The organism is uncultured Tateyamaria sp. (genome assembly GCF_947487805.1).
In the GTDB taxonomy this organism is placed as follows: domain Bacteria; phylum Pseudomonadota; class Alphaproteobacteria; order Rhodobacterales; family Rhodobacteraceae; genus Tateyamaria.
The window spans coordinates 23,241-43,031 of record NZ_CANKXW010000001.1 but is presented as its reverse complement, the minus strand read 5'-3'; the positions used below and the strand labels follow the sequence as shown (position 1 = coordinate 43,031).

The following is a 19,791-nucleotide window of genomic DNA, read 5'->3' as shown; positions in this document are numbered from 1 at the left end:
ACCTCTTATAAAGGGCGCGCATCGTGGTTAACGCGCGCCCGCGACTGTCAGACGCTGGCGTCCAGCGCAGCCAGGATCGCGTCGCCCATCTCGGACGTGGACAGGGGTGTGCCGCCCTCGGGGCCCATCAGGTCCGCGGTGCGCGCACCATCGGCCAGCACCTTCTCGATCGCTGTTTCCAGCCGCGCGGCCTCGTCGCCCTGATCAAAGGAATAGCGCAGCGCCATCGCAAAGCTGAGCATGCAGGCAATCGGGTTCGCCTTGCCCTGGCCCGCGATGTCGGGGGCGGATCCGTGCACGGGCTCGTACATCGCCTTGGGCCGGCCATTGGCCATCGGCGCGCCAAGGCTCGCAGACGGCAACATGCCCAGCGACCCGGTCAGCATCGCGGCACAGTCGGACAGGATGTCACCAAAGAGGTTGTCCGTGACGATCACGTCAAACTGCTTGGGCGCGCGAACCAGCTGCATCGCGCCGTTGTCGGCATACATGTGGCTCAACTCCACCTCGGGGTAGTCGGCGCCGACGCGCGTGACGACCTCGCGCCACAGGATACCCGATTCCATCACGTTGGCCTTCTCCATCGAGCAGACCTTCTTGTTGCGGCGCATCGCCAGTTCGAATGCCGATCGCGCGGCGCGTTCGATCTCGGATTCGGTGTAGCGCTGGGTGTTGATGCCGACGCGCTCATTGCCTTCTTCGAAGATGCCGCGCGGCTCGCCGAAATAGACACCCGAGGTCAGCTCGCGCACGATCATGATGTCGAGGCCCGCAACGATGTCCTTTTTCAGCGACGAGAAATCCGCCAGCGCGTCAAAACATTGTGCCGGGCGCAGGTTGGAGAACAGATCCATTTCCTTGCGCAGGCGCAACAGGCCGCGCTCGGGCTTGACCGAGAAATCCAGATCGTCATAGGCCGGGCCGCCAACGGCGCCCAGCAGAACCGCGTCCACCTCTTGCGCGCGCGCCATCGTGTCGTCGTGCAGCGGCACACCATGCGCGTCATAGGCGGCACCGCCCACCAGATCCGTCGACACGTCAAACGCAAGGTCACGCTTGGCGCCGTACCAGTCGATCACGCGGATGACCTGGTCCATGACTTCGGGACCGATACCATCGCCGGGCAGGATCAGGATCGACGGATTGGACATGGCGAAACTCCTTTGATTGCTTGGGGTTTCGCCTATCCACCGCCGGGGGATTGGTCAAGGGTGAGGTCCACCCAAACCAGCTTGTGACGGCTGGCTGTGGCCGCCGCGTCCGCCAGCGGGTCCTCCGGGCCGGGCCACAGCACGCCGCTCCCGGTCACGGTCCAGTGCCGCGAGGGCAAGACATAGTCCACGCGCAGATTGCCGGGCACCGGATCGTCCCAATCCACCGTGTCCGTGCCCTCGTGTCCCCGCGGGGACACGTCCCAAATCATGTCCAGCGCCAGCAGGTCGCGGATCGCGGATTTGCGGCCCGCGCCGTCCACCGGGTCGAGGTTCGCGTCACCCGCAATCACGAACGGCCCCGTGGGCGCCACGCCGACCTGCCCGTCCAGCACCTGCGCCCACAGGCGGATCTCGTCGTGGTTGCGCTTGCCGTTGCGGTCTTCGGGCCCATCGAACACGGGCGGCGAGGCGTGAAACGTCATCAGGTCAAACCGCCCGCCCGGCGCATCGATGGGCACGATCCAGTGCCCGGTTGTGGACAGACGCTGTGCCGCCAGCGCCGCGTCACTGGGAAAGGGTGCGCCATTGACCTCTGGCAGGGTCGCATCCGGAATGTCCCGCCACAGGATCGCCGAAAGGTCCTGCACACCGTCCCGGTCTATGGGCCAGCGCGACAGGATCGCCATGCCCCCCTGACCCGAAAACCGGCCGTAACCCTGCGCGTCGCGCGGCCCGCCCAGACGGCCATCGCCATCCATGTCCAACCCCGTGGGCAGGCCTGTGTTGGGCCGCAGGGAAAAATACTCGGGATAGCCCGCCGCCTCGGCCAGCCGTGCCACCGCCTCTTGCGTCAGGTCATAGTCGATGCCCTGCAAGGCCAACACATCCGCATCCGCGTCCCGGATGATCCTGAGCACCGCGGCCAGCTGCGGATCCTCCCCGCGCGCAATGTCCCGCAAGAGAAGACCCGGCCCCTTGCGCTGCAACTCGGTGTTGAAGGTGGCGACCCGCAGCGTGTCCGCCTGTGCGACGCAGGCCGCGACACACAGCAGCCATGCGGCGATCAGGCGATCTGCAAATCGCCCTCTGCGCTGGCATAGGCGCGCTTGCGCTGGTCGCGGATCATCTCTGCGATCCGCTGCATCGCGATACCGCGCATGATCATGCTGGCAGGAAGGAAGGCCCATGCGCTCATTGTCCAGATCAGGGTTTGCGGGTTCTCAAGCGTAATCGGGTTTAGCAGGTCCGCCGCCATCTTGACCACCGCAGGGATCAGGAACGGCAACAGAAAGCCGAGCGCAATGTTGATCCGCGCATCGCGGTTCAGACGGTAGAGAACATCGCCCCCCGCCGTCGGATCAAAAAGCGGCAGGTTTACCCAGACATTGAACGACCCGTTCCGCGACGGCCAGCCCAGCACCCGCACCAGAAACAGGAACACCGCCATCGCCGTCAGCGAGATCAGGTAGGACAGGCCCGCCGCGGTACGCACCGACTGCACGATCTCTGCATCCGCATCCGCCGGCAGCATCAGCACCACCAGCCGCACGGGCGAGAATGGGAAATCGATGCTGTTGCCGATGATCGTCCCGATCGAACTCAGCGCGCCGGTCAACAGGGTGGGGTCCGTCTTGCCCCGGCAGATCACGCTGAGCAGAAAGACGGTCAGGAACAGCGCCACGAACCGCAGGCGGTTGAACGGGCCCGCATCGCGAAACTCGACAATGCTGGGGCTGCTGGAATTGTATTCCACAAAGGTCAGGAATGCCGCCAAAAGGGCAACAAGAACAGTGGCTTGCGATGAATCAATCGACACACCCGGCACCACGAGTGCAGGCGTGGCAATCATCAATGCCACCAAAAATCCGCGCATCGCTGCGCCTGACAGTCGTGCTATCACGTCTCGATCCCTTCAAACTGGCCAGCCACGATACGTTGCCGCGACTTGTTCCAACTTGATCCCACCGGGTCAGGCGGGTGCCTCATTTAGGACACATTGTTGCCCAGATTGCCCGGTCGTCTCAAGTCTGTTGGTTAATCAAACGTAAGACCTGGGGCATTTTGAGGGAGGGTGTGGTGCCTTTGTGCATCATTTGTAAGGCGGGATTTTGTCAGGGCCCAACATCTTGTGTGCGGGCCCTGACAGGCGCATAGCACGGTGCCGATTTCCTCTGCACCGTGCCTGTTTTTCGATCAGACCCAGGGCCGTGCCTGTGCGGCCTGTTCCTCAAAGCTCTTGATGCTGTCGGCCTTGGCCATGGTCAGGCCGATATCGTCCAGACCTTCGATCAGGCAATGCTTCTTGAAGCTGTCGACCTCGAAGGCAAACACCTCCCCGTCCGAGCTGGTCACGGTCTGCGTCTCAAGGTCGATGGTCATCCGCGCATTGGAGCCCTTTTCGGCGTCCTTCATCAGCACGTCCACGGCCTCTTTGGGCAGGGCGATGGGCAGAATGCCGTTCTTGAAACAGTTGTTGTAGAAGATGTCGGCAAAGCTGGTGGAGATCACGCAGCGGATACCGAAATCCTTGATCGCCCAGGGCGCGTGCTCGCGGCTGGAACCGCAGCCGAAATTGTCGCCGGCCACGAGGATCTCCGCATTGCGATAGGCATCCTGGTTCAGCACGAAATCGGGGACTTCGTTGCCCTGCCGGTCAAAGCGCATCTCGTCAAAGAGGTTCGCCCCGAGTCCCGAGCGCTTGATCGTTTTCAGGAACTGTTTCGGGATGATCATATCGGTGTCGATGTTGACCAGCGGCATAGGCGCCGCGATCCCGGTGAGTGTTTCGAATTTGTCCATGTTCGTTAACCTTTCGAAAGGTGGCAGCGCAGGGCAGGCCCACCCTGGATTTTAGCGTGTGATGTGGCGTGGATCCGGCTACTCATTGCCTTGCACCCGGCTCAGATCGGGCGCATCGGCTTGCGCGATGCGCAGGGCCGTGTCCGTGTCTATGGCTGTGCAGAACTCGCCATGCAGGTTCGACACCGTGACGTCGTGCAACAGCTGCGGGTCATAGTCGGTGCCGTCCGGCCCGATGCGGTTGCACGTGGCACAGGCATCGTGGACCAGATAGGTGTCGTATCCCATGTTGCCGGACATCCGCACCGAAGTCTCGACACAGAAATTTGTGAAGAACCCGGCGACAACCAGGCGGCTGACACCGTGCTGGCGCATCCGCAGTTCCATGTCTGTACCGACAAAGGCGGAGTTTACGTCCTTTTCGATCACCACCTCGTCCGGCGCGGGGTCAAACCCGTCGATCTGCGCGCCCGTGGGAAGCGAGAATTTGAGCGGCGAGGCGTCCTCACGGCTGTCATGGCGTGTCCAGAATACCGGGTTGCCCGCCGCGCGCCACTGCGTGAGCAGCTTTTGCATATTCGGTTCGGCATCCGGGTTGTTGCGACGCCCGGTGGGGCCGCCCCAGTGTTCAAATGTGTTCACGCCCTTCTGGATGTCGATAAGCAGTAGGCCGGTTTCGGGGCCGAATTGGCGAATCATGTCTTTATCCCACTCTGTGCGGTGTGGTGGGCAATATTGCCCACCCTACGCGTCTGTTGATCGATTTGCAGGATGGGCAATGTGCCCACCTCACATCAGCTCCCGTACATCCGTCAGTTTACCGGTGATTGCAGCCGCAGCCGCCATGCCGGGTGACACAAGGTGCGTGCGGCCTTTATAGCCCTGACGCCCCTCGAAGTTCCGGTTCGATGTCGACGCGCAGCGCTCGCCCTCGCTCAACTGGTCGGGGTTCATCGCAAGGCACATGGAGCAGCCCGCAAGGCGCCATTCGAAACCGGCCTCCTTGAAGATATCCGCCAGCCCTTCTTCCTCGGCCTGCGCGCGCACGAGGCCCGAGCCGGGCACGACCATGGCGCGTTTGACCTTGACCTTCTTGCCCTTCAGGATCTCTGCGGCGGCGCGCAGGTCCTCGATCCGGCCATTGGTGCACGAGCCGATGAACACCGTGTCGATCTCGATCTCGGACAAGGGTGTGCCGGGTGTCAGGCCCATGTAGTCGAGGCTGCGTTGCGCCGCGCCGACCTTGCCGCCTTCGAAGTCGTCAGCCGAGGGCACAGTGGCCGTGATCGGCAGCACATCCTCGGGCGAGGTGCCCCATGTGACCACCGGCGCGATGTCTTCACCCTTGATCGTGATGACCTCGTCCCAATGGGCGTCGTCGTCGGAATAGAGGGTCTTCCACCACGCCATCGCCGCCTCGAACTGCGCGCCCTTGGGCGCGTGGGGGCGGCCTTGGACATAGGCAAATGTCTTTTCATCCGGTGCGATCAGGCCAGCGCGTGCGCCGCCTTCGATGGCCATGTTGCAGACGGTCATGCGCCCTTCCATGGACAGATCACGGATCGCTTCGCCGCAATACTCGATGACATAGCCGGTGCCGCCCGCCGTCCCGGTCTTGCCGATCACCGACAGGGTGATGTCCTTGGCCGTGACGCCGGGGCGCAGCTTGCCCGTGATCTCGACTTTCATGTTCTTGGATTTCTTCTGGATCAGCGTTTGCGTGGCCAGCACGTGCTCCACTTCGGAGGTGCCGATGCCGTGGGCCAGCGCGCCGAATGCGCCGTGGGTCGCCGTGTGGCTGTCACCGCACACGACGGTCATGCCGGGCAGGGTCCAGCCCTGTTCGGGGCCCACAATGTGCACGATGCCCTGACGGACATCCGACACGGGGTAATAGTGGATGCCGAAATCCTTGGCGTTCTTGTCGAGGGCCGCGACCTGAATGGCGCTGTCCTCGGTCATGTTGGCGGGATCCTCGCGGCCTGCGGTCGTGGGCACGTTGTGATCCGGCACCGCGATGGTCTTGTCGGGCGCGTGCACCGCGCGACCCGCCATGCGCAGCCCCTCAAAGGCCTGCGGGCTGGTCACTTCGTGCACAAGATGCCGGTCGATATAGAGCAGGCAGGTGCCGTCCTCGGCCTCGTGGGCTACGTGGGCATCCCAGATTTTGTCATAGAGCGTCTTGGGGGACATGTCGGTCCTCTCCCTTTTGGAATATGTGAATGGATCGGCGTAGGGTGCGCGGTTTCCGCGCACCGCTCATAGGCGTGCGAGCACCGTGTGCGTCGCCCCGAAAAAGCGTTCGCGCAACCGCGCGCGGTCATCCATGTCAAAGAGACGGGTCATAGCCAGCGCTTTAGCGGGATTCCCCTGACCAATCAAGCAAACCAACCCGGCCCACGCGGGCTTCTTGCATTGAACCCGGGCGCGGGGCCGTGCAATCTGGTTCCAAGAAGGATCCACAATGAGCAGTCACACGACCCAACCCGGCACGAATGGCATCGCGGAGGCGCTGAACTCCGCCGCCGAAGCGGCCGTGTCGGGCCAGGCCGAAACCGGCGAGACGCTGGTGGAAATCGTGATGTCGCTGGGCCAGACGCTGCTGTTCGAGGCGCAGACCTTTGTGCAGGGGTTGCTGCGCCCCTGGGTCGGGTATCAGGTCCTGATGATCATCGCGGTTCTGGTGGCCGCGCATTGCCTGCGCCAGTGGCTGGGGCCGCGTATCCGCGCATGGATGGGCACCCGCGAAGGCTGGCCGAAATGGCGGATGCGGGTGCTGGTCGTCGTGCACCAACGCCTGCGCGCCATCTTTTTCGTGGCGCTGCTGTGGTGCCTCGTGCTGGTCATGCGCGAGATCACGTGGCCATCGCGGTCCTATATCCTCAGCCTGATCGCAACGCTGGCGATGGCGTGGCTGGCGGTTGTCTTTGCCACGCGGCTGATCCGGTCGATGTTCCTGCGCCGTGTGGTGCGACTGGGGGCTTGGGCCTATGTCACGCTCTACGTGCTGGGCATTCTCGACCAGACCGCCGAAATCCTCGACGCGGCGGCGATCAGCATTGGCGACATGCGCCTGTCGCTGCTGCTCGTCGTGCAGGGGATCGTCGTCATCGGCGTCCTGCTGGCGCTGGCGCGGTTCGTGACCACGACCACCTCGTCGCGCATCCAGTCGAACGAAGACATCTCGCCCTCCATGCGCGTGCTGATCGTCAAGGTCGTGCAGATCGTGTTCTACGCCATCGCCTTCTATGTTGGCGTGCGGTCGCTGGGCATCGACCTGACCGGGCTGGCTGTGCTGTCGGGCGCCATCGGCGTGGGACTGGGCTTTGGTCTGCAAAAGGTGGTGTCGAACCTTGTCTCCGGCGTCATCATCCTGCTCGACAAGTCGATCAAGCCCGGCGACGTGATCAGCCTTGGCGAAACCTTTGGCTGGATCCAGACGCTGGGCGCGCGCTATGCCTCGGTCGTCACCCGTGACGGCAAGGAATACCTGATCCCGAACGAGGACCTGATCACCAGCCAGGTGGTCAACTGGTCCCACTCGGACCAGTTCGTGCGGCTCGATATCCACTTTGGCACGGCCTATGACGACGACCCGCACCAGGTCCGCAAACTGGCGATCGACGCCGCCAAAGGCGTCGAACGCGTGCTATCCAGCCGCCCGCCCGTCTGCCACATCGTGGGCTTTGGTGACAGTTCGGTGGATTATATCCTGCGCTTCTGGATCAGCGACCCGACCGGCGGGCTGACCAATATCCGCGGCAACGTGTTCCTCGCACTCTGGGACACGTTCAAGGCAAACGACATCTCCATCCCCTTCCCCCAGCGCGAGGTGCGGATGCTGGGCGAGGACACCCCATGATCCAGATTGGCGAAAACGCGTGGCAGATCCCGGTGATGCCCCGGCAGGCGCTAAACTGCTTTCTGCTGGGCGATGTGCTGGTGGATGCGGGCATGTTCTTTTCCCGCGGGCGGATCCTTGCGGCGTTGCAGGGCAAGGCCGTGGGCGCACACGCGCTGACCCACGCCCATGTAGATCATCAGGGGGCGACGGCGGCAATTGCGCGGGCGCTGAACCTGCCGGTGTGGTGCCACGGCATCGAACGCAACGCGGTCGAGACCGGCGATGTGACCGGGTCCTTTGCCAACCCGCGCGCCCTGACCGCGCGCCTGCAACAACGCTTTCTCGCGGGCGACGGCCACCCGGTGGCGCGCGCTCTGGCGGAGGGCGACAGCGTGGGCGGGTTCGAGGTGATCGAAACCCCCGGCCACACGGCGGGGCATATCTCGTTCTGGCGGGCGTCCGACGGGCTGTTGGTCGCGGGCGATGCGGCGCTGGGCATGCACCTGTTGACCACCCGTCCGGGGATGCACCTGCCATATGCCCACGTCTCGTGGGACATGGACCACGTCCGCGCCAGCATCCGCAAACTGGCCGCTCTGGGCCCGCGCCGCGTGGCCTTTGGCCACGGGCCCGCCGTGCCGGGCGAGGTGTTCACCGGTTTCGCAGCCGGTCTGGCATAGCCCTCACACCGTGCCTTCGGGCATCGCCTCCAGCAGGTCACCCGGCTGACAGTCCAGCGCCGCACACAGCCGCGCCAACGTCTCGAATCTTATGCCTTTGACCTTGCCGGACTTGAGCAGGCTCAGGTTCTGTTCGGTGATTCCAATCTGCGCGGCCAGCTCCCGGCCCCTGATCTTGCGCCGGGCCATCATCACGTCCAGCCGCACCACGATATCCACACTCATACAAAGCCCTCGTTCTCGGCCGACAGGCGCGCCGCCTCGGACTGGATCCAGCCGAACAGCGTCATCAACCCCGCGGCCAGGATCAACAGCACCTCCGCACTGCCAAAGCCAATGGCCAGCGACCGCTGCCCCGCCGGGTTGTGCCATGTCAGCGCCGCGACAATGACGGTGTTGCCGATCACATGCGCCGCCGCCAGAACCAACAGCCCGCTGCCGATCCGCTGCACATGGCGCGCCGTGTCCGCGGCAAAGATCGCGCCCTGCGCGCAGGCCGCCAGCCAGCGCCGCACGGACCACAGCACCCACAGGACCAGCGCCATGCGCAGCGTCTCCACCCACAGCCAGACAAAGGTAGGACCCGTGCCGATGTCGTCCGGCATGGTCCTGATCCCATAGGTCGCGCGCAGGGTTTCGCTGTCCACGCCCCCCGTCGCCAGCACCGCCACCGCCGCCACGGGCAGGGCAATCATCATCGCCACCGTGACCCCCGCCAGAAGGCGCGCGCGCCGTGCAATCCGCGTCATCTCCATTTTTTCTCTTCCCCTTTCCATTTTGTATTTTTATCGTAGCACAATAAATAATGATTCGAAAGGATAAAGTCTATGAAAGATATCGTTCTCGCCTCCGCCATCTGTCTGGCCGGATGCAGCACCCTTGTGCCCGCGACCCTGATGCAGCTGAACGGCGTTGACCCGCTCTTTGCGGACCCGGCGGCGATTGCGCTGCGTATCGACCTGCCCGCAGGGCTGTCGCTGCCGCCGGATGCGGGCACGTTGGACCTTGCTGCGACCCTGCGCGACGGCACGACGCGCGCGGGCCAGTTCCCCATCGAACGGGTCGGCGACATCCTGCAAGTCACGCCCGGGGCCCACGACGACCTGCGCGCCCTCCAAGCCGAGATCCGCACCTGGAAGGATGCCGATCCCGACGGCACCAGCGGCAGCCTGAGCGTGGATCTCGCCCCCTGCCTGACCGCACCTGCCCTGCCCGACAACGCCCGCATATCCGTCGCCATCCGGCTTGATGCGGACGGCCCCTTCCTGCCGCTGGTCCGCGACGCATCGGTCCAGGACGCGATGAAAGGGCAGGCGCTCACGGATGTGACCCCATGTTCCTGACGCCGTTTCATTGAAATGTCATGCGCGCATTGCTACCATTAGAGCATCCCAGCGCCGGGGAAGGTGGACGGCGCGATGAAAAGGAGGACGATGTCCTGTCAATTTCTACCGAAGCGGTGCGCGCCGCTGATGGGGCGGCGGCCATGATGGCCACCGCCAAAACGCAGGCCACAAGCGATTTGCTCCTTGCGGCTGTTCTTTCATCCCTTTCCGACGACAAGGCCGAAGACGTGGTGCAGATCGATCTGCGCGGCAAGACCGAGATCGGTGACCACATGGTCATCTGCTCGGGCCGCTCGTCGCGTCAGGTCGCCGCGATCTCGGAAAAGCTGGTGCAGCGCCTCAAGGACGAATTTGGCCGCACCGCCCGGATCGAGGGCAAGGACACCGGCGATTGGGTGCTGATCGACACGGGCGACATCATCGTCCACGTGTTCCGCCCCGAAGTGCGCGAGTTCTATCAGCTGGAGAAGATGTGGCAGCCCAGCGCCGCCGCCGCCAACTGATCCTGCACCGATGCGCGTGCATATCTGCGCCGTGGGCCGCCTGCGCGGCGGTCCAGAGGCCGACCTGATTTCCGACTACACCACCCGTTTCGACCGAACGGGCCGGGCTCTGGGCCTCGGCCCGCTGTCCGTGGTCGAGGTCGAGGACCGCAAGGGCGGCGGCATGCGCACCGAAGGTGACCTCTTGCGCCGCGCCCTGCCCAAGGGGGCGGTGCTCTGCTGTCTCGATGAACGCGGCACCGTCGAACCCTCGCCCGCCTTTGCCAAACGGCTGGCGGGCTGGCGCGACACCGGGTGCTCCGACGTGGCCTTTGTCATCGGGGGTGCCGACGGGATCGACCCCGCCCTGCGGGCAGAGGCCGACCACCTCCTGTCCTTTGGCAAGATGGTCTGGCCGCATATGCTGGCGCGGGTCATGCTCAGCGAACAGCTCTACCGCGCCGCGTCCATCCTCGCGCGCAGCCCCTATCACCGCGCCTGACGCGGCAGATCACCGCAAATCGACAGTCACCGTGCCCGCGTTCCAGCCTTCAGGCAGATCGCGCGCCTGTACCTGCACCTGCGTGGCCCCCTTGGGCACGACAACACCGTCCAGACTGCGGGTAAAGGGCTGTTCATCCACATGCGGATGGAACAGCACCCGCAGGCCCAGCTCGTTTCCATCCATGTCCAGCACACGCCAGCCATCGGCATAATGGTCCCACCCGGTGTCGGGGTGCCGGATCGTCACGGCAAAGCGATAGGTGTCGGGCGCGGTGCGCGTGGCAACCACGTTCTCGATCACGGGTTCTTCGGCAAAGGCGGGGCTGGCGGCCAGCAACAGGGGGATCAGACGTTTCATGGGCGCAAGGATAGACGGATCGCCTGCGCGCTGTCCCATCACGACTCCGTGCCCAGCAGGATGGTGCGCGACCGCGAGGCAAACTCGCGCCGCCAGATCACCGCCAGCGTGAACACGGTCGCCACGATCAAGGGCACCGGTCCCGCCAGCCATGCCGCCATCGTCAGCGCGAAATAGACCGACCGCAGGCCGCGGTTGAACGACCGCGCGGCGGTGATGTTGATCTCTGCCGCCTGATCGGCGCGGACGGAACAGGCCGGGTCGCTGATGTCATTGGGAACCGCGGCCATCACCACCGCAGCATAGCCAAAAAGCCGGTTGGCCCAGACGAATTTCAGAAACGCGTTGGTCAGGAACAGCGCCAGAATGACCAGTTTGACCTCCCAGACAAAGGCGGGCGTGTCCATCAGGGTCAGATCATTGGCAATGCCCGTCACCCGCTCTGCATTGCCGATCACCGCCAGCGCGCCGCCAATGGCGATCACCGAGGTGGAGGCGAAAAACGCCGTGCCCTGCCGCAGGCTGGCCACGATCTGCGCATCGAAAATGCGCGGCTCGCGCGTGATCATCTGGCGCATCCACTCGCGGCGGAACCCGGCCATGATCTGCGATGTCGACGGATGCTTGGCCGCCGGGTGTTCGATCCGCCACCCGATCAGCCACCAGCCCAGCAGCACAAGGGCCAACGCCGCCATGTCGAGTGGGGTGAAAAAGCTGAGGCGGTCAATCCATGTCATGGGTGTGCTCTTACACCGCAGGAATTGAGATTGCATCCCGGTGAAATTGGTCATATTATTTTACCAATCCCGGAGGAGGTGCCCCATGGAAATGCCTGTCCCTGATTCTGCCGTACTGGCGCGCAAGGCCCGCGTGGTCGAACGTCTGCGCGGCGTGTTGCCCGCCGATGCGGTGATCGACGACCCCGCCGAAACGCGCGCCTATGAATGCGACGCACTGACGGCCTATCGCTGTCCGCCCATGGTTGCCGTGTTGCCCGCAACCACGGAGGAAGTGTCTGACGTGCTGCGCATCTGCCATGAAGAGGGCGTGCCGGTGGTGCCGCGCGGCTCGGGCACGTCGCTGGCGGGCGGGGCGCTGCCTACGGCCGATTGTGTGATCCTGGGCGTGGCGCGTATGAACGATGTGCTCGACACCGACTATGACAACCGCATCATCCGCGTGCAGACGGGCCGCACCAATCTGAGTGTGACTGGCGCGGTCGAATCGGACGGGTTCTTTTACGCGCCCGACCCGTCGAGCCAACTGGCCTGCGCCATCGCGGGCAACATCGCGATGAATTCGGGCGGGGCGCATTGCCTGAAATACGGCGTGACCACCAACAACCTGATGGGCGTGACGCTGGTGCAAATGGACGGCACCGTGGTCGAGATCGGCGGCGGGCATTTGGATGCGGGTGGTCTTGACCTGCTGGGTGTGATCTGCGGATCCGAGGGGCAGCTGGGCGTTGTGACCGAGGCCACCTTGCGCATCCTGCACAAGCCCGAGGGCGCGCGGCCCGTGCTCATGGGCTTTGACAGCGCCGAGGTGGCAGGCGCTTGCGTGGCCGACATCATCAAGGCGGGCGTGCTGCCCGTTGCGATCGAGTTCATGGACAAGATGCTGATCGAGGTCTGTGAGGACTTTGCCAAGGCCGATTACCCGATGTGCGAGGCCCTTCTGATCGTCGAGGTCGAGGGGTCGGAGGCCGAGATCAACGACCAGCTGGCGCTGATCACTGCAATTGCCAAACGCCACAACCCGGTGGCCTTGCGCGAAAGCGCGTCGGCAGAGGAATCGCTGCGCATCTGGGCCGGGCGCAAGGCGGCGTTCTCCGCCATCGGGCGGGTCAGCGACTACATGTGCCTCGACGGTACGATCCCCGTGTCCGAACTGCCATTTGTGCTGCGCCGGATCGGTGAAATGTCCGAGAAATACGGGCTGCCCGTAGGCAACGTGTTCCACGCGGGCGACGGCAACATGCACCCGCTGATCTGCTATGACGCGAACAAGCCCGGCGATCTGGAGATCTGCGAAGAGTTTGGCGCCGAGGTGCTGAAGCTCTGTGTCGAGGTGGGCGGGTGCCTGACCGGCGAACACGGTGTGGGCATCGAAAAGCGGGACCTGATGACGCATCAATACGCCCCCGCGGATCTGGAAGCGCAGATGGCCGTCAAGGACGTGTTCGACGCCAAGTGGCTGCTGAACCCGGCAAAGGTGTTTCCGCTGGCGGTCTCCGAACCCCGCCGGTCGGTGCCGTTGGCGGCGGAATAGGGGGCCAGCCCCCTCGGCCTTTGGCCTCACCCCCGGAGTTTATTGGGCAAGATGAAGATGAGCACAGTGAAGACAGAAAACGCAGTGGCCGAGGCCGTTGCCGCGGCGCAAGGCCCGCTTGTTGTGCGGGCCGGTGGCACGCGCGCCGTGGGCCGTCCGGTCGCGGGCGAGACGCTGGATGTGTCGGGCCTGTCGGGCGTGACGCTCTATGAGCCCGGCGCGTTGACCATCGTGGCGCAGGCCGGCACCCCCCTGACCGAGATCGAGGCAACGCTGGCCGCGGAAAACCAGCGGTTGGCCTTTGAGCCCTATGACCTGACCGGGCTTTTGGGCACCACGGGGGCCACGACCATCGGCGGCATCCTCGCCACCAATGCCAGCGGTCCGCGCCGTATCCAGGCCGGGGCCGCGCGCGATTTCGCGCTGGGGGTGCGGTTTGTCGATGGGGCGGGCAACATCGTCAAGAACGGCGGGCGGGTGATGAAGAACGTGACCGGCTATGACCTCGTCAAGCTGATGTGCGGATCCTGGGGGACCCTGGGCGTGTTGACCGAGGTCAGCCTCAAGGTCCTGCCCAGTGTCGAGGCGGTGACCACCCTTGTGATTCCGGGGCGCACCCCTGCACAGGCCGTCGCCGCGATGAGTGCGGCGCTCGGATCGCCCTACGAAGTGTCGGGGGCCGCGTGGATCGACGGGGCGGTGTGGCTGCGGCTCGAAGGGTTTGCGCGCTCTGTGGACTACCGGGCCACGGCCTTGCAGGACCTGCTGCGCGCCCACGGCGAGGTGACGCGCGATGAACAGGCCGACTGGACCCGCGTGCGGGATGCAGGCCCGCTGCACAGGTCGGAAGCCGTCTGGCGCGTGTCGGTCAAACCCGGCGATGGCCCCGCGCTGATCGCCACCCTGCCCGAGGGGTGCGACACGATGATGGACTGGGGCGGTGGGCTCATCTGGGTCGGCCAGTCGGGCGGTGACGCCGCCGCCACCCACGGTACGGTGCAGGGCACGGTCGCCGCGATGGGCGGGCATGCCACGCTGATCAAGGGGCCGGATACGCTGCGTGCCGCGGTGCCGGTGTTTCAGCCCGAATCGCCCGGCGTCGCCGCCCTCAGCACCGCGCTCCGCGCCCGGTTCGACCCGCGCGGCATCCTCAATCCGGGGCTCATGGCCGCCTGATGCTGCTGATCCTGTTCACCATGGCCTTCGTTATCGGCCCGGCGCTGTTTCTTGTGCTGGTGGCCTTTGACGGCCGCCGCTGGCCGCTGGCGCTGGTGGCCTCGGTGCTCGTGGTGCTCAGCCTGGCGCTGCGCAACGAGGCAAGCCTGTCGCTGGGCGTGGCCCCGGCCCCGGTGTTCCTCAGCATCCTGCTGATCTGGCTTGCCTGGATCCTCGTGATGGTCCTCGTGGCGCGCGCCCTGTACGCGGCGCAACCAACCCCAACCATGCGGCGCTGGAGCCGTGCAATCTGTGCCATGGGCACAACCGTGCCGTGGTTCGGCTTTGCCACCGCACAGATGATGGCGGAGTGACATGCAGACGACCTTTTCCCCCGAACAGCTGACCAACCCGGACACCGCGCGGTCCAACGAGATCCTGCGCAATTGCGTGCATTGCGGGTTCTGCACGGCCACCTGCCCCACCTATCAGGTGCTGGGCGACGAACTCGACAGCCCAAGGGGCCGCATCTACCTGATCAAGGACATGCTGGAGAATGACCGCGACCCGGATGAAAAGGTGGTCAAGCATATCGACCGCTGCCTGTCCTGTCTGGCCTGTATGACAACCTGCCCGTCGGGCGTGCACTACATGCACCTTGTCGACCACGCCCGCGCCTATATCGAGGACCGGTACGACCGGCCCTTGATGGACCGGGTGCTGCGCTGGACGCTGGCGCGCATCCTGCCCTATCCGATGCGGTTCCGCGTGGCCCTGCTGGGGGCCAAACTCGGCCGCCCCTTTGCCCGGCTGATGCCCGATGCCCGCCTGCGCGCCATGCTGGAAATGGCGCCGAAACACATCCCCCCGGTGTCGCGCAATGACGACCCGCAAAGCTTTGCGCCCAAAGCGCCCCGGACGATGCGCGTGGCGCTGATGACGGGCTGTGCGCAAAAGGCGCTGAACACCGACATCAACGACGCCACGATCCGTCTGCTGACGCGGCTGGGTTGCGAGGTTGTGGTGGCCAAGGGGGCGGGATGCTGCGGCGCGCTGACCCACCACATGGGCAAGACCGGCGAAAGCCACGACGCGGCGGCGCGCAACATCCGCGCATGGGCCAGCGAAATGGACGGCGACGGCCTCGATGCCATCGTGATCAACACGTCCGGCTGCGGCACCACGGTCAAGGATTACGGCCACATGTTCCGCAATGACCCGCTGGCTGCCGATGCCGCGCGGGTGGCGGGCATCGCCATGGATATCAGCGAGGTGCTGATGAAGCTCGACCTGCCCGCGCAGGCATCGCAGGACATGACCATCGCCTATCACGCCGCCTGTTCGCTGCAACACGGCCAGCAGATCAAGACCTATCCCAAGGACCTGCTCAAGCGCGCGGGCTACACGGTCGTGGAACCTGCCGACAGCCACCTGTGCTGCGGATCGGCGGGCACCTACAACCTGATGCAGCCCGAGATTTCGGCGCAACTCAAGGAACGCAAGGTGCGCACGCTGATGGCCAAGGCGCCAGACATCATCGCCGCGGGCAATATCGGCTGCATGATGCAGATCGGGTCGGCGGCAGGCGTACCGGTCGTGCACACGGTCGAGTTGCTGGATTGGGCCACTGGCGGGCCACGCCCACCTGCGTTGGACCGGGCGCACAGCGATATCCCCATTTTGCGTTAAATTCTGCGCGTGCCCTAATTCTGCCGCCTTTGCGTCCTAAGCGAACAGCATAGAGACACATGTATTTAGGTGGCTGATGCGCCGTTGGATGGCACTTTCCTTGATGGCTCTGGTCGTGACCTCGACCGCCTTTGCCCAGGACGCGCGCTTGCGCCGTCTGGGCACGGGCGATGACGCGCGCCCGTGGGAGGCCGTGGGCCGGCTGAACATCGGCGGCAACGGGTTCTGCACCGGCGCGCTGATCGCACCCAAGATGGTGCTGACCGCCGCGCATTGCCTCTTTGACCAAAAGACCGGCGCGCGCATCGACCATACCGACATCGAATTTCTGGCCGGGTGGCGCGATGGCCGGGCGCTGGCCTACCGCACCGTGCGCCGCGCGGTGGTGCACCCCGACTATGCGATGGCCGATCACCTAAGCTCGGACGGCGTGCGCAATGATTTGGCGCTGCTTGAGCTTGACCACCCGGTGCGCGACGGCAAGATCCGGCCCTTTGACACCGCTGCCCGCCCGCAACGTGGTGCGCAGGTTGGCGTGGTGAGCTATGGCAAAGGCCGTTCCGAAGCGCCATCGCTGCAAGAGCTGTGCCGCGTGCTGGCGCAACAGGACGGTGTGCTGGTGACCTCCTGCACTGTCGATTTCGGCAGCTCGGGCGCGCCCATCTTCGTGGTCAAGGACGGCACGCCCCAGATCGTATCGGTCGTATCGGCCAAGGCCGAAGTGGATGGCGAGGCCGTGTCGCTGGGCACATCGCTCGGCACGCCGCTTGCGCAGCTTCGGGCCGAAATGGTCGCGCAAAAGGGGATCATCACGCCCCGTGTCGCCGCCGGAACCCGCAACGACACCGGAGCAAAGTTCCTAAAGCCATGAGACCCCTGATCGCCTCCCTTCTGATGCTGCTCGCCGCGACCTGTGCCTCTGCGCAGACCACGGCGCTGCGTACGCTCGACACCGACTATGCCGCCGCCAGCTGGAAGGCCGTGGGGCGCATCGACTTTGGCCGTGGCGCGTTCTGCTCGGGCACGCTGATTGCACCAGACCTCGTGCTGACGGCGGCGCATTGCCTCTACCAGCCGGGCAGCGCGGTGCTCTGGCCCACCGACAGCATCCGCTTTCGCGCAGGCCTGCGCGACGGGGCCGCCGTGGCGGAACGCACGGCATCGGATGCCGCCGCCCACGCCCGGTTCCGCCCCACCGAACCGATGTCCGCCGTCAACGTCAGCAATGACGTGGCCCTGATCCGCCTCTCCGAACCGATCTCGACCTTCGACGTCCCGCCCTTCTACGTGCACGACGACCGGATCACCCCCGGCCCGGTCAGCGTCGTCAGCTACGGCAAGGGCCGCGCCGACGCACAGTCGCGGCAAAAGGAATGCCAGATGCTCAGCCAGCACGGCGACACCATGCTCTTTGACTGCGACGTCACCTTCGGCTCCTCCGGCAGCCCGGTCTTTACACACCTCAACGGGCGCGGGCGCATCATGTCCGTCGTCTCCGGCATGCTCGACATGGAAGGACAGAAACGCTCCGTCGGCATGGTCCTGCCCGCCCGCGTCGCCGAACTGAAATCGCAGATGCGGCTGCAAGTGGCCCCGCCCACGGCCAAGGTCCGCCGCATCACGGTCGGCGGCGGGACATCGCGCAACAATATCGGCGCAAAATTCGTCAAACCCTGACGGGTCTTGAACCGCGAAAAATCCTCACCACATCATGCGTACCGGATGCCCATACGGGGTCCGGCCATAGCAACCCGCGGGTCTGTCCACGACGGAAGGCCCGCCCTGTAATCGCTCTGATGAGGATAACAATGCGTACATATGATTTTGCACCGCTTTACCGCGCAACCGTTGGTTTCGACCAGATTGCCGACCTGATGGACCGGGTCACCGCAACCGAGACCAATGCCAACAGCTACCCACCCTACAACATCGAAAAGATCGACGACGATGCCTACCGCATCTCGATCGCCGTGGCCGGGTTCTCCGACGCCGACCTGGGCGTTGAGGTCAAGGAAAAGAGCCTGATCGTCTCGGCCCGCAAATCCGACGACGCGGACCGCACCTACCTGCACCGCGGCATCGCCACACGCGCGTTCGAGCGCAAGTTCCACCTGGCCGACCACGTCGTCGTGACCGGTGCCAGCCACGTGGACGGCATGCTGCATATCGACCTGGTCAAGGAAGTGCCCGAGGCGCTGAAACCCCGCCGGATCGAGATCGCCAGCCAAAAGGCGATTGAAACCGACGTCGTCGACGCCAAAGCCGTCAACTAAGGCGACATGCAAATGACCTGAGACAGGATCAAACACCCAACCCGTTGAAACCACAGGTTTCAGGCAGGGTTGGGGGATCCCGGTCTTTGCATTTCTGCCCCAAAGCGGTCTGACTGTGTAACCTCCCCCTGACGTGCTTCTCCTCCGGGGATGCACGGCACAGGTCAGATCGCGGCAAGCCCAAGACTTGCTCGGCGGCGGCCCGGTATGCCACATGCGCATGCCGGGCCATTTTTGTGTCGTCACACCTGCGGCGTATGTCCGTCCAACACCGTCTTGAACCAACCGGTGTCGATATTGCCGCCGCACAGGATCACGGCCACCTTGCGCCCGGCCATGCGGTCACGCTCCTGCATCAACCCGGCCAGCGGCGCGGCCCCGGCCCCTTCGGCCACATTGTGCGTCGCCGTGAAATACAGGCGGATCGCGTCGGCCACCTCGGCATCCGTCACCGCAATGATCCGCGCGGCCCCCTTGGAATAGATGTCGAACGCCGCCTGCACCGGCACCCGCACCGCCATCCCGTCGGCAAAGGTCACGGCGGAATTCGTTTCAATCAGCCGCCCGGCCTCCACCGACAGCTTGGCCGTCTGCGCCCGGTCCGACACCACGCCCACCACCTGCGTGGACAGGCCCAGCGCATCACGCGCCATGATCGTCCCGCAAATGCCCGACCCGCAGCCGATGGGCACATAGACCGTGTCCAGATCGGGATGCGCGCTCAGCAGCTCATAGGCATAGGTGGCGACCCCGCGCACCAGCTCGGGGTGATAGGGCGGCACAATGAACAGCCCCTCGGCCTCGGCCACGCGAAACGCCTCTTCGCGCGCAGTGTCGAAATCGTCGCCATGTTCGATCAGTTTGGCCCCAAAGGCGCGCATCGCCGCATTCTTTTCAAGCGAATTACCGCGTGGCACGTAAACCTTGGCCGTCAGCCCCGCATTGGTCGCGGCCCAGGCCTGGCCCTGCCCGTGATTGCCCCGCGTCGCCGTGCAGATGCCCGGCACGTCCGGATGCGTCCGCGTCAGCCAGTCCATGAAGGTCAGCGTGCCCCGCACCTTGAAGGCCCCGGTGGGCGTGTGGTTTTCGTGTTTCACCCACACCTGCGCGCCTGCGGCCGCGCTCAGCAGCGGCCAGTGATGCTGTGGTGTGGGGGCCATGCGGGCGTGCACGAAATCGGCGGCGGCAGAGAGGTCATCAAGGCTCAACATGGCCCCATGTCGCCATGACCCAAGG

General features: G+C 64.8%; 23 protein-coding genes. 12 read left to right on the top strand and 11 right to left on the bottom strand.

All coding sequences use genetic code 11. From position 1 onward, the window contains the following. Positions 1-47 precede the first annotated feature (47 nt). The 6 genes from leuB to leuC all read right to left on the bottom strand — a co-directional run bounded on the left by leuB (position 48) and on the right by leuC (position 6,146). Positions 48-1,151 (bottom strand): 3-isopropylmalate dehydrogenase, encoded by a 1,104-nt coding sequence (gene leuB, locus Q0949_RS00225; protein WP_299366854.1) that lies wholly within the window; start codon positions 1,149-1,151, stop codon positions 48-50. A gap of 32 nt (positions 1,152-1,183) precedes the next feature. Next, entirely contained in the window at positions 1,184-2,167 is a 984-nt protein-coding gene (locus tag Q0949_RS00220; RefSeq protein ID WP_366524001.1) for an endonuclease/exonuclease/phosphatase family protein, read from the bottom strand. Positions 2,168-2,217: 50 nt separating this feature from the next. Then, complete coding sequence (locus tag Q0949_RS00215; RefSeq protein WP_299366851.1) at positions 2,218-3,054, bottom strand: hypothetical protein; 837 nt, start codon at positions 3,052-3,054, stop codon at positions 2,218-2,220. Positions 3,055-3,347: 293 nt separating this feature from the next. Further along, the gene (leuD, locus tag Q0949_RS00210; RefSeq protein WP_299366848.1) at positions 3,348-3,953 is read right to left on the bottom strand and encodes a 3-isopropylmalate dehydratase small subunit; all 606 of its coding nucleotides are present in this window, start codon (positions 3,951-3,953) and stop codon (positions 3,348-3,350) included. Between the two features lie 78 nt (positions 3,954-4,031). Continuing rightward, a complete protein-coding gene (locus Q0949_RS00205) occupies positions 4,032-4,652 on the bottom strand; it encodes a cysteine hydrolase family protein (RefSeq protein ID WP_299366845.1) in 621 nt (206 codons plus the stop codon). A gap of 90 nt (positions 4,653-4,742) precedes the next feature. Beyond that, positions 4,743-6,146, bottom strand: coding sequence for a 3-isopropylmalate dehydratase large subunit (leuC, locus tag Q0949_RS00200; protein ID WP_299366843.1), 1,404 nt, complete (start codon positions 6,144-6,146; stop codon positions 4,743-4,745). Between the two features lie 388 nt (positions 6,147-6,534). Between leuC and Q0949_RS00195 the strand changes: the two genes are divergently transcribed. Both Q0949_RS00195 and Q0949_RS00190 read left to right on the top strand, forming a co-directional pair. Continuing rightward, positions 6,535-7,815: a mechanosensitive ion channel domain-containing protein gene (locus tag Q0949_RS00195; protein WP_299369451.1), complete on the top strand. Its 1,281-nt coding sequence runs from the start codon at positions 6,535-6,537 to the stop codon at positions 7,813-7,815. After that, on the top strand, positions 7,812-8,477 hold the full coding sequence (locus Q0949_RS00190; protein WP_299366840.1) for an MBL fold metallo-hydrolase: 666 nt from the start codon (positions 7,812-7,814) through the stop codon (positions 8,475-8,477). Before Q0949_RS00195 ends, Q0949_RS00190 begins: the two co-directional genes overlap by 4 nt. 3 nt (positions 8,478-8,480) lie before the next feature. Here Q0949_RS00190 and Q0949_RS00185 read toward each other — a convergent pair whose 3' ends face one another. Both Q0949_RS00185 and Q0949_RS00180 read right to left on the bottom strand, forming a co-directional pair. Then, entirely contained in the window at positions 8,481-8,702 is a 222-nt protein-coding gene (locus Q0949_RS00185) for a helix-turn-helix transcriptional regulator (protein WP_366523954.1), read from the bottom strand. Next, positions 8,699-9,232: a hypothetical protein gene (locus tag Q0949_RS00180; RefSeq protein ID WP_299366837.1), complete on the bottom strand. Its 534-nt coding sequence runs from the start codon at positions 9,230-9,232 to the stop codon at positions 8,699-8,701. Before Q0949_RS00180 ends, Q0949_RS00185 begins: the two co-directional genes overlap by 4 nt. A gap of 72 nt (positions 9,233-9,304) precedes the next feature. Between Q0949_RS00180 and Q0949_RS00175 the strand changes: the two genes are divergently transcribed. The 3 genes from Q0949_RS00175 to rlmH all read left to right on the top strand — a co-directional run bounded on the left by Q0949_RS00175 (position 9,305) and on the right by rlmH (position 10,807). After that, positions 9,305-9,820 carry a hypothetical protein gene (locus Q0949_RS00175; protein ID WP_299366835.1) on the top strand — a complete coding sequence of 172 codons (516 nt, stop codon included), beginning with the start codon at positions 9,305-9,307 and terminating at the stop codon, positions 9,818-9,820. A gap of 146 nt (positions 9,821-9,966) precedes the next feature. Then, positions 9,967-10,326 carry a ribosome silencing factor gene (gene rsfS, locus Q0949_RS00170; protein WP_299369447.1) on the top strand — a complete coding sequence of 120 codons (360 nt, stop codon included), beginning with the start codon at positions 9,967-9,969 and terminating at the stop codon, positions 10,324-10,326. Between the two features lie 10 nt (positions 10,327-10,336). Beyond that, positions 10,337-10,807 (top strand): 23S rRNA (pseudouridine(1915)-N(3))-methyltransferase RlmH, encoded by a 471-nt coding sequence (gene rlmH, locus Q0949_RS00165; protein WP_299366833.1) that lies wholly within the window; start codon positions 10,337-10,339, stop codon positions 10,805-10,807. Between the two features lie 9 nt (positions 10,808-10,816). On the opposite strand, the gene Q0949_RS00160 is transcribed toward rlmH, so the two are convergent. Together Q0949_RS00160 and Q0949_RS00155 are read right to left on the bottom strand one after the other, a co-directional pair. After that, complete coding sequence (locus tag Q0949_RS00160; RefSeq protein ID WP_299369445.1) at positions 10,817-11,167, bottom strand: hypothetical protein; 351 nt, start codon at positions 11,165-11,167, stop codon at positions 10,817-10,819. A 38-nt stretch (positions 11,168-11,205) separates the two neighbouring features. Further along, positions 11,206-11,904 (bottom strand): DUF599 domain-containing protein, encoded by a 699-nt coding sequence (locus tag Q0949_RS00155; RefSeq protein ID WP_299366830.1) that lies wholly within the window; start codon positions 11,902-11,904, stop codon positions 11,206-11,208. An 85-nt stretch (positions 11,905-11,989) separates the two neighbouring features. On the opposite strand from Q0949_RS00155, the gene Q0949_RS00150 reads away from it, so the two are divergent. From Q0949_RS00150 to Q0949_RS00120, 7 genes are all read left to right on the top strand, one after another. Next, a complete protein-coding gene (locus tag Q0949_RS00150; RefSeq protein WP_299366827.1) occupies positions 11,990-13,438 on the top strand; it encodes an FAD-linked oxidase C-terminal domain-containing protein in 1,449 nt (482 codons plus the stop codon). 57 nt (positions 13,439-13,495) lie between these two features. Then, complete coding sequence (gene glcE / locus Q0949_RS00145) at positions 13,496-14,614, top strand: glycolate oxidase subunit GlcE (RefSeq protein ID WP_299366825.1); 1,119 nt, start codon at positions 13,496-13,498, stop codon at positions 14,612-14,614. Then, positions 14,614-14,967, top strand: coding sequence for a hypothetical protein (locus tag Q0949_RS00140; RefSeq protein ID WP_299366823.1), 354 nt, complete (start codon positions 14,614-14,616; stop codon positions 14,965-14,967). The genes glcE and Q0949_RS00140 overlap by 1 nt, the downstream gene beginning before the upstream one ends. A gap of 1 nt (position 14,968) precedes the next feature. Continuing rightward, positions 14,969-16,282 (top strand): glycolate oxidase subunit GlcF, encoded by a 1,314-nt coding sequence (gene glcF / locus Q0949_RS00135; RefSeq protein ID WP_299366821.1) that lies wholly within the window; start codon positions 14,969-14,971, stop codon positions 16,280-16,282. Positions 16,283-16,370: 88 nt separating this feature from the next. Continuing rightward, a complete protein-coding gene (locus Q0949_RS00130; RefSeq protein WP_299366820.1) occupies positions 16,371-17,153 on the top strand; it encodes a trypsin-like serine protease in 783 nt (260 codons plus the stop codon). Continuing rightward, entirely contained in the window at positions 17,150-17,959 is an 810-nt protein-coding gene (locus Q0949_RS00125) for a trypsin-like serine protease (protein ID WP_299366818.1), read from the top strand. Before Q0949_RS00130 ends, Q0949_RS00125 begins: the two co-directional genes overlap by 4 nt. Before the next feature lie 131 nt (positions 17,960-18,090). Further along, positions 18,091-18,555: an Hsp20 family protein gene (locus tag Q0949_RS00120; RefSeq protein ID WP_299366816.1), complete on the top strand. Its 465-nt coding sequence runs from the start codon at positions 18,091-18,093 to the stop codon at positions 18,553-18,555. 242 nt (positions 18,556-18,797) lie between these two features. Here the strand turns inward: Q0949_RS00120 and Q0949_RS00115 are convergent, their stop codons facing one another. Beyond that, a complete protein-coding gene (locus Q0949_RS00115) occupies positions 18,798-19,766 on the bottom strand; it encodes a threonine dehydratase (protein WP_299366814.1) in 969 nt (322 codons plus the stop codon). Between the last annotated feature and the right edge of the window lie 25 nt (positions 19,767-19,791).

What these genes read in the sequence shown, in the direction of transcription:
- Q0949_RS00150 (WP_299366827.1), top strand. Translation starts at nt 11,990, where the DNA reads ATGGAAATGCCTGTCCCTGATTCTGCCGTACTGGCGCGCAAGGCCCGC.
- Q0949_RS00185 (WP_366523954.1), bottom strand. Translation starts at nt 8,702, where the DNA reads ATGAGTGTGGATATCGTGGTGCGGCTGGACGTGATGATGGCCCGGCGC.
- Q0949_RS00115 (WP_299366814.1), bottom strand. Translation starts at nt 19,766, where the DNA reads ATGTTGAGCCTTGATGACCTCTCTGCCGCCGCCGATTTCGTGCACGCC.
- Q0949_RS00125 (WP_299366818.1), top strand. Translation starts at nt 17,150, where the DNA reads ATGAGACCCCTGATCGCCTCCCTTCTGATGCTGCTCGCCGCGACCTGT.
- Q0949_RS00195 (WP_299369451.1), top strand. Translation starts at nt 6,535, where the DNA reads ATGTCGCTGGGCCAGACGCTGCTGTTCGAGGCGCAGACCTTTGTGCAG.
- Q0949_RS00155 (WP_299366830.1), bottom strand. Translation starts at nt 11,904, where the DNA reads ATGACATGGATTGACCGCCTCAGCTTTTTCACCCCACTCGACATGGCG.
- Q0949_RS00140 (WP_299366823.1), top strand. Translation starts at nt 14,614, where the DNA reads ATGCTGCTGATCCTGTTCACCATGGCCTTCGTTATCGGCCCGGCGCTG.
- Q0949_RS00160 (WP_299369445.1), bottom strand. Translation starts at nt 11,167, where the DNA reads ATGAAACGTCTGATCCCCCTGTTGCTGGCCGCCAGCCCCGCCTTTGCC.
- leuD (WP_299366848.1), bottom strand. Translation starts at nt 3,953, where the DNA reads ATGGACAAATTCGAAACACTCACCGGGATCGCGGCGCCTATGCCGCTG.
- glcE (WP_299366825.1), top strand. Translation starts at nt 13,496, where the DNA reads ATGAGCACAGTGAAGACAGAAAACGCAGTGGCCGAGGCCGTTGCCGCG.
- Q0949_RS00120 (WP_299366816.1), top strand. Translation starts at nt 18,091, where the DNA reads ATGCGTACATATGATTTTGCACCGCTTTACCGCGCAACCGTTGGTTTC.
- Q0949_RS00175 (WP_299366835.1), top strand. Translation starts at nt 9,305, where the DNA reads ATGAAAGATATCGTTCTCGCCTCCGCCATCTGTCTGGCCGGATGCAGC.
- leuC (WP_299366843.1), bottom strand. Translation starts at nt 6,146, where the DNA reads ATGTCCCCCAAGACGCTCTATGACAAAATCTGGGATGCCCACGTAGCC.
- leuB (WP_299366854.1), bottom strand. Translation starts at nt 1,151, where the DNA reads ATGTCCAATCCGTCGATCCTGATCCTGCCCGGCGATGGTATCGGTCCC.
- Q0949_RS00190 (WP_299366840.1), top strand. Translation starts at nt 7,812, where the DNA reads ATGATCCAGATTGGCGAAAACGCGTGGCAGATCCCGGTGATGCCCCGG.
- Q0949_RS00130 (WP_299366820.1), top strand. Translation starts at nt 16,371, where the DNA reads ATGGCACTTTCCTTGATGGCTCTGGTCGTGACCTCGACCGCCTTTGCC.
- rlmH (WP_299366833.1), top strand. Translation starts at nt 10,337, where the DNA reads ATGCGCGTGCATATCTGCGCCGTGGGCCGCCTGCGCGGCGGTCCAGAG.
- glcF (WP_299366821.1), top strand. Translation starts at nt 14,969, where the DNA reads ATGCAGACGACCTTTTCCCCCGAACAGCTGACCAACCCGGACACCGCG.
- rsfS (WP_299369447.1), top strand. Translation starts at nt 9,967, where the DNA reads ATGGCCACCGCCAAAACGCAGGCCACAAGCGATTTGCTCCTTGCGGCT.
- Q0949_RS00180 (WP_299366837.1), bottom strand. Translation starts at nt 9,232, where the DNA reads ATGGAGATGACGCGGATTGCACGGCGCGCGCGCCTTCTGGCGGGGGTC.
- Q0949_RS00205 (WP_299366845.1), bottom strand. Translation starts at nt 4,652, where the DNA reads ATGATTCGCCAATTCGGCCCCGAAACCGGCCTACTGCTTATCGACATC.